At 72.7% G+C, this 11842-nt stretch carries 10 protein-coding genes; 4 read left to right on the forward strand and 6 right to left on the reverse strand.

What is annotated here, in order from left to right; all coding sequences use genetic code 11:
* Window positions 1-177: 177 nt before the first annotated feature.
* The 3 genes from ABD981_RS20875 to ABD981_RS20885 form a co-directional block, all read right to left on the reverse strand.
* The gene (locus tag ABD981_RS20875; protein WP_046909345.1) at window positions 178-819 is read right to left on the reverse strand and encodes a PadR family transcriptional regulator; all 642 of its coding nucleotides are present in this window, start codon (window positions 817-819) and stop codon (window positions 178-180) included.
* Between the two features lie 106 nt (window positions 820-925).
* Entirely contained in the window at window positions 926-1705 is a 780-nt protein-coding gene (locus tag ABD981_RS20880) for a hypothetical protein (protein WP_240495313.1), read from the reverse strand.
* A gap of 213 nt (window positions 1706-1918) precedes the next feature.
* Window positions 1919-3562 carry a protein kinase domain-containing protein gene (locus ABD981_RS20885; RefSeq protein ID WP_046909346.1) on the reverse strand — a complete coding sequence of 548 codons (1644 nt, stop codon included), beginning with the start codon at window positions 3560-3562 and terminating at the stop codon, window positions 1919-1921.
* 287 nt (window positions 3563-3849) lie between these two features.
* Between ABD981_RS20885 and ABD981_RS20890 the strand changes: the two genes are divergently transcribed.
* The gene (locus tag ABD981_RS20890; RefSeq protein ID WP_046909347.1) at window positions 3850-5559 is read left to right on the forward strand and encodes a protein kinase domain-containing protein; all 1710 of its coding nucleotides are present in this window, start codon (window positions 3850-3852) and stop codon (window positions 5557-5559) included.
* A 16-nt stretch (window positions 5560-5575) separates the two neighbouring features.
* Here the strand turns inward: ABD981_RS20890 and ABD981_RS20895 are convergent, their stop codons facing one another.
* From ABD981_RS20895 to ABD981_RS20905, 3 genes are all read right to left on the reverse strand, one after another.
* Complete coding sequence (locus tag ABD981_RS20895; RefSeq protein WP_046909348.1) at window positions 5576-6628, reverse strand: phosphotransferase; 1053 nt, start codon at window positions 6626-6628, stop codon at window positions 5576-5578.
* Window positions 6629-6643: 15 nt separating this feature from the next.
* On the reverse strand, window positions 6644-7096 hold the full coding sequence (locus tag ABD981_RS20900; RefSeq protein ID WP_046909349.1) for a pyridoxamine 5'-phosphate oxidase family protein: 453 nt from the start codon (window positions 7094-7096) through the stop codon (window positions 6644-6646).
* Window positions 7097-7240: 144 nt separating this feature from the next.
* Window positions 7241-7900: a response regulator gene (locus ABD981_RS20905; protein WP_046909350.1), complete on the reverse strand. Its 660-nt coding sequence runs from the start codon at window positions 7898-7900 to the stop codon at window positions 7241-7243.
* Window positions 7901-8242: 342 nt separating this feature from the next.
* Between ABD981_RS20905 and pdhA the strand changes: the two genes are divergently transcribed.
* The 3 genes from pdhA to ABD981_RS20920 are packed head-to-tail and all read left to right on the forward strand — an operon-like array spanning window position 8243 to window position 11827.
* On the forward strand, window positions 8243-9424 hold the full coding sequence (gene pdhA, locus ABD981_RS20910; RefSeq protein ID WP_046909351.1) for a pyruvate dehydrogenase (acetyl-transferring) E1 component subunit alpha: 1182 nt from the start codon (window positions 8243-8245) through the stop codon (window positions 9422-9424).
* A gap of 2 nt (window positions 9425-9426) precedes the next feature.
* The gene (locus ABD981_RS20915) at window positions 9427-10407 is read left to right on the forward strand and encodes an alpha-ketoacid dehydrogenase subunit beta (protein WP_046909352.1); all 981 of its coding nucleotides are present in this window, start codon (window positions 9427-9429) and stop codon (window positions 10405-10407) included.
* Between the two features lie 31 nt (window positions 10408-10438).
* Entirely contained in the window at window positions 10439-11827 is a 1389-nt protein-coding gene (locus tag ABD981_RS20920) for a dihydrolipoamide acetyltransferase family protein (RefSeq protein ID WP_046909402.1), read from the forward strand.
* The last annotated feature ends 15 nt before the right edge of the window (window positions 11828-11842 follow it).

Below are 11842 nucleotides of genomic sequence, written 5' to 3' on the forward strand. Positions count from 1 at the left end.
CGACGGTGTTCTTCGGCGGTGCCGGCGGTGCTTCGTGGTGCCGGCGGTGCTTTCGGCGGTGCCCGGTGCCGGTGCCCGGCTCCCGGTGCCGGTGTGCGGCGCCGGGGCTCGTGCCCTGCGTACGGTCTGGGTCTGGTCGGTTTGCTTGCGGAGCGGTCGGAAGCGGTGCCTGCCGGTTTACGAAACCCCCGTGGCCCCCGGCAGGGGTGAGGCGGTGGGTGCGGTGCGCGGCGGGGCCCCGGGCGGGGCGGCCGAGCCGGCCGAGACCGCCGAGACCGCCGAGAGCCGGATCAGCCGGGACTCGCAGTGGTCCAGCCAGCGCGCCTCCGCCTCGGTCTGGAAGATCAGCTGCTCCAGGACGAGCAGCCAGGCGACGTCGTCGCGCTCGCGGGCGCCCCCGCTCTCGACGGCGGTGATGGCCTGCGCCTTGAGCCGGGTGTAGTCCTGCATCGCCTTCACGGTGTGCCGGCGCTGGGACTGGATGACGTCGCGGATGTCGACCCCGGGTGCCCCGACCGCCATCGCCAGCTTGATGGCGAGCTCGTCCCGGGCGGGACTGGTGCGGTCGACGGGGTTCTCGAACCAGGCGCGCAGCTCCCCGCGACCCTTGTCGGTGATCGCGTAGAGCGCGTGACCGGCCTCGTCCTCGCCGTCCTGGCCGACCATCCCGTCCCGCTCCAGCCGGGCCAGGGTCGTGTAGACCTGTCCGACGTTGAGCGGCCACGTGGAGCCGGTGCGGGACTCGAACTCCGTGCGGAGCTGCGAGCCGTAACGAGGGCCGCGTTCGAGGAGGGCGAGAAGCCCGTGGCGGATTGACATACTCAGTATGTATACCGGGTATGCCGGAGCCGACAAGCGTCCTGAGGCGGACCCCTGAGGTCCGACTCAAGGGGGACCCGGGGCTCCCCGGAGGGGGCGGCCGGGCTCAGCGGCGCCGCATCCGGACCCCGAGGAAGCCGATCCCGAGCCCCATCAGGGCGAGCCCCACACCCAGCGTCAGCACCGGAATCCGCCGGTCGGACAGGGTGGAGACGGCCTCCGCGCCGATCCGCGGCGCCGCGGCCGGCAGCGCCGTCGCCGAGGAGGACGCGGGCGGGACCTCCGTCTCAGGTACCGCTCCGACCGCCTCGTCCGCCTCCACGGCGGGCCCGTCCTCTGTTGCGGTTTTGGTACGGGAGGGGCCGGCCGAGGCGTCCGGCGACGTCGTGACGGCCGGGGAGCTCGGCTCCTGGGGCCGCCCGGGCCGCTCCCGGCCCTCGCCCGCGGGGCGCCCCGCGAGGGAGGCGGAGCCGCTCGGGGCGGGCCGCCCGTGCGGCGCGGCGGCGGAACCGCTCGGCGCGGGCGCGGGGGAGGTCGTCGCGGACGGCGCCCCCGTCCCCGCCCCGGAACCGGAACCGGGGCCGGGGCCGGAACCGGGGCCGGTCGCGGACGGGCGCGGGAGGGCGGTGGTGGCGGACGGCGGGGGCGTACCGGTCGCGCCAGGCGGCGGGGTGTGCGCGGGGCGGGTGCTCCCGGGCGGGGTGTTCGCCGGCGCCGGGCCGCGGCCGGTGCCGCCGCCCGGGGCGCCGCTGGTGGCGGGCGTGGCCTCGGCCCCGTACGCGTACGCGGCCGGGGCCACGGCGACCGGCACCGCGTACGCCGTGAGACAGCAGGCGAGGACGGGTCCGAGCGCCCGTGACCTCGCCCTGCGGAGTCCTGGAGTCACCGGGTGACCCCCTCCCGTGCCGAGCCGCCGAGTTCTTCGACTCAGCGTCACATGACGGGACATCCCCGGCATCCCGGAGCATCCGGACGGGGTCGCGCCGGGAACGGCGTCGCCGATCCGTCCGGATCGTGGACGGATCGGCAACGGATCGGAGACGGATCGGCGACGGATGGGCGACGGGTCGCGAGGACCGCCGGGGGGTCCGGGCCGGGACTACTGCGGCGGGTTGCCCGTGGAAACCTGGAAGTCGAACTCGGCGTCGTCCTTCGCGATGTCCGTGCCCTGGCGCGGGTACTGGGTGATGACCGTGCCCTGGCCGTAGGTCGCCTCGTCGACCGAGGACTCGGACTTGACCTTCCAGCCCGCGGCCTGGAGGCAGTCCTTCACCGACTGGATGTTCTTGTACGTGAAGTCCGGCACCTCGAACTTGTCCGGGTCGCTGCTCGACTCGCGCGGCTCGGTGCACTTCTTGGTGGCGATGGTCTTGGTGAGGTCCGGGCCCTTGTGGCCGGGGGCCGCGCTGCTGCTCTGGCTCGGGCCGTTCGCGGTGGGCTCGTCGCCGGGGTCGCGGTTGTAGAGCGCGATGCCGGTGACCACGCCGGCGACCAGGAGCAGCGCCATGGCACCCAGGGCGATCTTCGACCGGTTGGCCGAGGAGCCGCCGCCGACGACGTGGGCGGCCGCCTGCTGCTGCGGCACGGTGTACGGACCCGGAACGGGCGCCGGTGCCTGGTAGGCGGACGCCGGCGGCGGCGTCTGGTAGGCGGGCGGCGGGGTCGGGACCTGCTGCGGGTACCCGTACGACGGGGCCGGCGTCGGCGCCCCGTACGGCCCGGGCTGCGGCGTCGGCTGGTACGGGGTCTGCACGCCGTGCGCGGACGGCGGCGGGGTCTGGCCGACCGGCGGGAAGACGGCGGAGCCGACGCCCGAGCCGCTCTGCACCGGGCCGCCCGCGACGATCATCGGCGCCCCGGTCTGGCCGGCCGACAGCACCCGCAGGCACTCGTCGCGCATCGCGGCCGCGCTGGGGAAGCGCTCGTTCGGGTTCTTCTTGAGGGCGCGGGCCACCAGCGCGTCCATCGCCGGGGTCACCGAGCGGTTCACGGAGGACGGCGCGACCGGCTCCTCCTGGACGTGGGCGTAGGCGATGGCGAGCGGCGAGTCCGCGTCGAAGGGCAGACGGCCCGTCAGCAGCTGGAAGAGCATGATGCCGACCGAGTACAGGTCGGAGCGGGCGTCGACGCCGCGGCCCAGGGCCTGCTCGGGGGAGAGGTACTGCGGGGTGCCGACGACCATGCCGGTCTGGGTCATCGAGGTGACCCCGGACTGCATGGCGCGGGCGATGCCGAAGTCCATGACCTTGACCACGCCGCGCTTGGTCATCATCACGTTGCCCGGCTTGATGTCCCGGTGGACCAGGCCCATTTCGTGGCTGGTCTCCAGCGCGGCGAGCACGTCGGCGGTGACCTTGAGCGCCTTGTCGGCCGGCATCGCGCCGTACTGGTGCACGTCGGAGGCGAGCACCGAGCCGAGCGGCTGGCCCTCCACGTACTCCATGACGATGTACGGCATGACGGCGCCGTCGAGGGTGTCCTCGCCGGTGTCGAAGACCGACACGATGTTGGTGTGCGACAGCTTCGCGACCGCCTGCGCCTCGCGCCGGAAGCGTTCGCGGAAGGACTGTTCGCGGCCGAGCTCGGTGTGCAGCGTCTTGATGGCGACCTGGCGGTCGAGGGCGCTGTCGTACGCCAGGTACACCGACGCCATGCCGCCCTCGCCGAGCAGGTCGCGAAGCTGGTACCGGCCGCCCGCGACCGAACCGCCCGCATAGCGGCCCTGTGCGCCGTCCTGGCTCATCTCGTGCTTCCCCCTACGCGCGCGTGGCGGCGCTGATCCCGGAATTTCCCGGCCAAGTCTGCCCGAGGGCAGTGACACGTCAAGCCAGGTGTCCGTTCGGTACCCGTTCCGTGACCCTCCGCACTGCCCGGACCCGGGAGCGTGACGAGGGTGTGACAGGAACGCCACGGAATTTGCACAGGTGTATGCGTGGGGAGTTGGATGGCCCGTCCATCGCGGACCGTGATGTCGTACGGAGCCTGTAGCGTGACGACTGGACACGGCACCAGAGACGACGGCGAGGACTGATGGCACCCGAATCCGGAGCAGGCGGCGGTCTGCCGGACGCTTCTGCCGAGTCCTGGGGCGTCGGCGGAGTGGTCGGTGACGGACGCTACCGACTGACCCACCGCCTCGGACGCGGCGGCATGGCCGAGGTGTTCGCGGCGGAGGACGTGCGCCTGGGGCGCACCGTGGCGGTGAAGCTGCTGCGTTCCGACCTCGCCGAGGACCCGGTCTCCAAGGCCCGCTTCACGCGTGAGGCGCAGTCCGTCGCGGGCCTCAACCACCACGCGATCGTGGCGGTCTACGACTCGGGCGAGGACCTGGTCAACGGCCGCCCCGTGCCGTACATCGTGATGGAGCTGGTCGAGGGCCGCACCATCCGCGACCTGCTGATCAGCGCCGAGGCGCCGGGGCCCGAGCAGGCCCTCATCATCGTCTCGGGCGTCCTGGAGGCGCTGGCCTACTCCCACCAGCACGGCATCGTGCACCGTGACATCAAGCCGGCGAACGTGATCATCACGCACGGCGGCGCGGTCAAGGTCATGGACTTCGGCATCGCCCGCGCCCTGCACGGCGCGCAGTCGACGATGACCCAGACCGGCATGGTCATGGGCACCCCGCAGTACCTCTCCCCCGAGCAGGCGCTCGGCAAGGCCGTCGACCACCGCTCCGACCTGTACGCGACGGGCTGCCTGCTCTACGAACTGCTCGCGCTGCGGCCCCCGTTCACGGGTGAGACGCCGCTGTCGGTGGTCTACCAGCACGTCCAGGACATGCCGATCCCGCCGTCCGAGGTGGCTCCGGCGGCGCCGCCGGAGCTCGACGGCCTGGCGATGCGCTCGCTCGCGAAGGACCCGGACGACCGGTTCCAGAGCGCCGAGGAGATGCGCGGCCTGATCCAGTACGCGCTGCAGATGCTCCAGGAGCAGGGCGGCCACACCGGTGTGTGGAACACCGGTCCCGTCGACATGCGGGACATGCACGGGATGCACGACCCGATGCACACCCCGGGCGGCGGGATGGGCGGCGTCGGCGCGACGGCCGTCCTCGGCCACCCGATGCACCACGAGACCGCGCAGGGCCCGATCCTGCCCCCGATGAACCCGGACGACGGGGGCTACGACGGCGGGCACGGCGGCCACGGGGGCTACGGCCCGGACGGTGGCTACGGGAACCAGGGCGGCGGCAGGGGCGGCCGCGCGAAGCTGCTGCTCTTCGTGGCGCTCGCGCTGGTCGCGATCGTCGCGGGCGTCGCGTACGCGATCGACAAGGCGGGCGACAAGGGCACCGGCGGCACCACGAAGCCGCCGGCGGTCAGCGATTCGCCGTCCACCAAGTCGCAGTCGCCGGAGCCCTCGGACGAGCCGTCGGAGGAGACCCCGCCGCCGGACTCGTCCTCGGGCGGCAACCAGCACACCTACCGGCCCACGTACAAGCCGACGTACGAACCGACGAAGAACCCGACGCCGACGGACACGCCGTCGACGGACCCGACCGGCACGGCCGACGGCGGCACGGGCACGAGCGAGGGCACCACCGAGGGCACGACCGAGGGCACCACCGAGGGCTCCTCGACCGGCACCTCGACGGGGACGTCCACGGGCACCTCGACGGGGACGTCCACGGGCACCTCGACCGGGACGTCCACGGGGACGGGCACCTCGACGGGCACCTCCACCGGCACCTCGACCGGTACGGGCACGACGACGGGCACCGCCGCCGGCACGGGCTGACCGGCACCGCCCCGTCTCACCCCGCGAAGGCGTCGCGTACCGCCTCGTACTCGCGGGTCCACCACACGGCCAGGGCCGACAGCGCGGGGAACAGCGGGTCGGCCCTGCGGTCGTGGTGCTGGTAGCGCCAGCGCAGGGTCCAGAAGTCGTTGAGCCGCTCCCACCACACGCGGTCGACCGCGGCGGCCAGCTCGGCCCGGTCCGCGCCGGCCGCCCGCCGGTAGGCGCGCGCGTAGGCCCGCACCTTGTCCAGGGCGAGCTCGCCGGCCGGCCGGACGAAGAAGATCGCGGCGGCCCGGACCGCCTCCTCGGCGCGCGGGCGGACCCCGAGCCGGTCCCAGTCGATGATCGCGACGGGCTGGGCGCCGCGGTAGAGCAGGTTGAACGGGTGGAAGTCGCCGTGCACCCAGCCGCCCGCGGTGGCGTCCGGCGGGCGGCGGTGGGCGTGCCGGTCGAGCAGCACCCGGCGCTCGCGGAGCCGGTGCTCGGCCAGCTCGTCGAAGCCGTCGCGCCGCCGGCGGGTCCGCACCAGGCGTAACAGCTCCTCGATCAGCCGGAGCGTCTCCTCGGGGCAGGCGCTCTCGTGGCCGGCGTCCGGCGGCGGGGAGTCCATGACCCGCTCCAGGCTGGTGTGGACGTGCCCGAGCAGGGTGCCGAGCCGGTGGGAGCCCGCGGTGGACAGCTCGGCGCCCTCCCGGTGCCGGCCCTCGACCCAGGGGTGCAGGGCGTAGCAGCGGCCGCCGATGACGGCGACGGTGCGCCCCCGCGCGTCGTGCAGCGGCGGGGCGACGGGCAGCCCGAGGGCGTGCAGCCGCAGGGTGGCCCGGTGCTGGCGGGTGATGGTGTCCCGGTCGGCGGTACGAGCGTCCAGGTGCTGTTTGAGGAAGTAGCGGCCCCGCGTGGTGGAGAGCCGGTAGCCGCGGTTGAGCAGGCCCTGGGCGACGGGCTCACAGGACAGCGGCTCGCCCGCGTCCCCGTAGCGGCGCAGCAGGGCGCCGAGGGGCGGGGCGGGGGAGGGGGACGATAAGGACGTCCGGGGGGAGGTCAGGGGTGCAGATGAGCGCGGCACTCCGCAGATGTTAGATCACGCTACGTGGTGGAGGTGTCGCTCGATGGAGGGAACGGCGGGGGCCGGGGCCGGCTGCTCGGACGTGTAGTCGAGGGTGTGGACGGTGACGAACTGGGGCTCGATGCGCATGAAGACCGGGTCGAAGGGGGCGCCGTCCACGGTGTGGGGCTCCGGGCCGAAGGCGGCAAGCTGGGCCTCGGTGAGTTCGATGATCTCGGCGGTGCCGGTGAACTGCACGGACCACACGGTGTCGTCGGACGAACCGAAGTTGTCCGCCCCGTAGGCCACGACGCTGCCGTTGCAGGCCCGGTGGTAGCCCAGGCCGCGGTGGAGCCGGATCAGGACGTCGCCGTCGAACACGATGTGGCGGGCGGGCGCGACGAACGGCATCGCCCGCATGCTCGTCGCCACCCGGCCGTACGACACACGGCTCAGCAGCTCGATGGCGCGGATCTCCTCGGTGGACATGGCTTCCACTCTCCGCCACCGGCACCGTGTCGCGAAAGGGGCCCCTGCCCCCGTTCTCCGGGGACGTAGGTCCCGAATGCGGGCCTCCCGGCCGGACCGCACCCGTTCGGGTGAAGCGGCCGGGGGCCGGGGAGCCCGCCGGCCTCAGTGGCGCTCGGCCTGCATCCTCGCCACGTACGCGGCGGCCTGGGAACGCCGCTCCATGCCCAGCTTCGACAGCAGGCTGGAGACGTAGTTCTTGATGGTCTTCTCCGCCAGGTGGAGCCGCTCGCCGATGGCCCGGTTGGTCAGGCCCTCGCCGATCAGGTCCAGGATCTTCTTCTCCTGCTCGGTGAGATTGGCGAGCCGGTCGTCACCCTTGGGGTTGTTGCCGTCCCGCAGCCGCTCCAGGACCCGGGCGGTCGCCACCGGGTCGAGCAGCGACTTCCCGGCCGCGACGTCGCGGACCGCGTTGAGGAGCTCGTTGCCGCGGATGGCCTTCAGGACGTACCCCGAGGCCCCGGCCATGATCGCGTCGAAGAGCGCTTCGTCGTCCGCGTACGAGGTGAGCATCAGGCACTTGATCGAATCGTCCTGGGAACGGACCTCGCGGCACACCTCGACGCCGCTGCCGTCCGGGAGCCGGACGTCCAGCACGGCCACGTCGGGCCGGGTCGCAGGGATCCTGACCAGGGCGTCCGCGGCGGTACCGGCTTCGCCGACCACCTCGATGTCGTCCTCCACGGAGAGCAGCTCGTGGACGCCGCGCCGCACGACCTCGTGGTCGTCCAGCAGAAATACCCGGATTTTTCCTTCTTCGCGCACGCAGCCAGTCTCACATATTCGGTCTTCCCGTGCCCGGGGTGGCCGGGATAACGTGCCGGGTGTTCCGGCGGCCCCTTCGGGCTGCCCCAACGCCCGCTGACCAGCGGCGAGTCCCCCTTTTCTCGATTTACTTGGAAATCCAAGCAAAATCGCAGGTCAAATGGGGTTTCGCAGGAATGCGGCGCTGTGGGTAACGTGCCTATGACAGGGCGCTCGCCGGGGCACCTGTCACGCCCGACCCCGGCCGCGTCGCACCCACCCCGTGCGAAGGGCACGGTGAAGGCGGAGCCGCACTGGCCTCACCGGCGAACCCGGGGGCCGGACCGACGGAGGAGCACGCACGTGACCGTGGAGAGCACTGCCGCGCGCAAGACGACGCGACGCAGCAGCGGCACCAAGCGCACCGCAAGCGCCAGCGCGAGCACGAAGAAGGCGACGGCCGCGCAGAGCGCCGAGCCCGAGCTCGTTCAGCTGCTGACGCCCGAGGGGGAGCGCGTCCAGCACCCCGAGTACGACATCGACCTCAGCTCCGAGGAGCTGCGCGGCCTCTACCGCGACATGGTCCTCAGCCGCCGCTTCGACGCCGAGGCCACCGCCCTGCAGCGCCAGGGCGAGCTGGGCCTGTGGGCCTCCCTGCTCGGCCAGGAGGCCGCCCAGATCGGCTCCGGCCGCGCCCTCCGCGACGACGACTACGTCTTCCCCACCTACCGCGAGCACGCCGTCGCCTGGTGCCGCGGGGTCGACCCCACCAACCTGCTCGGCATGTTCCGCGGTGTGAACAACGGTGGTTGGGACCCCAACACCAACAACTTCCACCTGTACACGATCGTCCTCGGCTCGCAGACCCTGCACGCCACCGGCTACGCCATGGGCATCACCAAGGACGGCGCGGACTCCGCCGTGATCGCCTACTTCGGCGACGGCGCCTCCAGCCAGGGCGACGTCAACGAGTCCTTCGTCTTCTCCGCGGTCTACAACGCCCCGGTCGTGTTCTTCTGCCAGAACAACCAGTGGGCCATCTCCGAGCCCATCGAGAAGCAGACCCGCGTCCCGCTCTACCAGCGCGCCGCCGGCTTCGGCTTCCCCGGCGTCCGCGTCGACGGCAACGACGTCCTCGCCTGCCTGGCCGTGACCCGGTCGGCGCTCGAGCGCGCCCGCCGCGGCGAGGGCCCGACGCTCATCGAGGCCTACACCTACCGCATGGCCGCCCACACCACCTCCGACGACCCGACCCGCTACCGCCGCGACGCGGAGCGCGAGGAGTGGGAGGCCAAGGACCCGATCGCGCGCCTCAAGGCGTACATGGAGCGCGAGGGCCACGCCGACGCCGCCTTCTTCGAGGAGCTGGAGACGGAGAGCGAGGCGCTGGGCAAGCACGTCCGCGAGGTCGTCCGCGCCATGCCCGTCCCGGAGCACATGGCGATCTTCGACAACGTGTACGCGGACGGGCACGCGCTCGTCGACGAGGAGCGCGCTCAGTTCGCCGCGTACCAGGCGTCCTTCGAGGGCGGAGAGGCCGAGTAATCATGGCTGTTCAGAAGCTTCCCCTGGCGAAGGCGCTCAACGAGTCGCTGCGCAAGGCCCTGGAGACCGACCCCAAGGTCCTCGTCATGGGCCTGGACGTCGGCAAGCTCGGCGGTGTCTTCCGGATCACCGACGGTCTGCAGAAGGACTTCGGCGAGGACCGGGTCATCGACACCCCGCTCGCCGAGTCCGGCATCGTCGGCACGGCGATCGGTCTCGCGCTGCGCGGCTACCGGCCGGTCGTGGAGATCCAGTTCGACGGCTTCGTCTTCCCGGCGTACGACCAGATCGTCTCCCAGCTGGCGAAGATGCGGGCCCGTTCGCTCGGCACGGTGAAGATGCCGATCGTCATCCGCATCCCGTACGGCGGCGGCATCGGCGCCGTCGAGCACCACTCCGAGTCCCCCGAGTCGCTCTTCGCGCACGTCGCCGGCCTCAAGGTGGTCACCCCGGCGAACTCCTCGGACGCCTACTGGATGCTCCAGCAGGCGATCCAGAGCGACGACCCCGTCATCTTCTTCGAGCCCAAGCGCCGCTACTGGGACAAGGGCGACCTCGACACCGAGGCGATCCCCGGCGAGCTGCACAAGGCCCGGGTCGCCCGCGAGGGCACGGACCTGACGCTCCTCGCGTACGGCCCGATGGTGAAGACCTGCCTGGAGGCGGCCGCGGTCGCCGCCGAGGAGGGCAAGTCGATCGAGGTCGTGGACCTGCGCTCGATCTCCCCGCTCGACTTCGACACGGTCCAGGCCTCGGTGGAGAAGACCCGCCGCCTGGTCGTGGTCCACGAGGCCCCGGTCTTCTTCGGCTCCGGCGCGGAGATCGCCGCCCGGATCACCGAGCGCTGCTTCTACCACCTGGAGGCCCCCGTCCTGCGGGTCGGCGGCTACCACGCGCCGTATCCGCCGGCGCGCCTGGAGGAGGAGTACCTGCCCGGTCTGGACCGCGTGCTCGACGCCGTCGACCGCTCGCTGGCGTTCTGAGGAGAGCATCGTGACGATCCGCGAATTCAAGATGCCCGACGTGGGCGAGGGCCTGACCGAGGCCGAGATCCTCAAGTGGTACGTCCAGCCCGGTGACACGGTCACCGACGGCCAGGTCGTCTGCGAGGTCGAGACGGCCAAGGCCGCCGTCGAGCTGCCGAGCCCCTTCGACGGCGTGGTGCACGAGCTGCGCTTCCCCGAGGGCACCACGGTCGACGTCGGCCAGGTCATCATCTCGGTGAACGTGGGCGGAGACGCGGCCCCGGAGGCCCCCGCGGCCCCGGTCGCCGAACCCGTCCCCGCCGCCGTCCCGGCCCCGGCCGCCGCCGAGGAGTCCGAGCCGCAGGGCCGCCAGCCGGTCCTGGTCGGCTACGGCGTGGCCGCGAGCTCCACCAAGCGCCGGGCGCGCAAGACGACGGCGGAGGCCCCGGCCGCCGCCGCGCCCGCCGCCCCGGTGGTCCCCGCCCCGGTGGTCCCGGAGCAGCTCAACGGCCACGGCCCCGCGGCCGGCCGGCCGCTGGCCAAGCCGCCGGTGCGCAAGCTGGCCAAGGACCTGGGCGTCGACCTGGCGACGGTCACCCCGACCGGCCCGGACGGCGTCATCACCCGCGAGGACGTGCACGCGGCGGCCGCTCCGGCCGTCGAGGCGCCGGCGCCCGTGGCGGCCCCGGTCGCGGCACCCGCCGCGGTGCCGGCGGCTCCGGTCGTCGAGGCCGGCGCCCGGGAGACCCGTATCCCCATCAAGGGCGTACGGAAGGCCACGGCGGCGGCGATGGTCGGCTCGGCCTTCACCGCGCCGCACGTCACCGAGTTCGTGACCTTCGACATCACGCGCACGATGAAGCTGGTCGAGGAGCTCAAGTCCGACAAGGACATGGCGGGCCTGCGGGTCAACCCGCTCCTCCTGATCGCCAAGGCGGTCCTGGTCGCGGCCAAGCGCAACCCGGACATCAACGCGGCCTGGGACGAGGCCGCCCAGGAGATCGTGCTCAAGCACTACGTGAACCTGGGCATCGCCGCGGCCACCCCGCGCGGGCTGATCGTGCCGAACATCAAGGACGCGCACGCCCAGACCCTGCCCGAGCTGTCGCGCTCCCTGAGCGAGCTGGTCGCCACCGCCCGAGAGGGCAAGACGACCCCGGCGGCCATGCAGGGCGGCACCTTCACCATCACCAACGTCGGCGTCTTCGGCGTCGACACCGGTACGCCCATCCTGAACCCGGGCGAGTCCGCGATCCTCGCGGTCGGCGCGATCAAGCTCCAGCCCTGGGTCCACAAGGGCAAGGTGAAGCCGCGTCACGTCACCACCCTCGCGCTCTCCTTCGACCACCGCCTGGTCGACGGCGAGCTCGGCTCCAAGTTCCTGGCCGACGTGGCCGCGATCCTGGAGCAGCCGAAGCGGCTCATCACCTGGGCGTAACACCCCATGTGACCG

Source organism: Streptomyces showdoensis (assembly GCF_039535475.1).
Taxonomy (GTDB): domain Bacteria; phylum Actinomycetota; class Actinomycetes; order Streptomycetales; family Streptomycetaceae; genus Streptomyces; species Streptomyces showdoensis.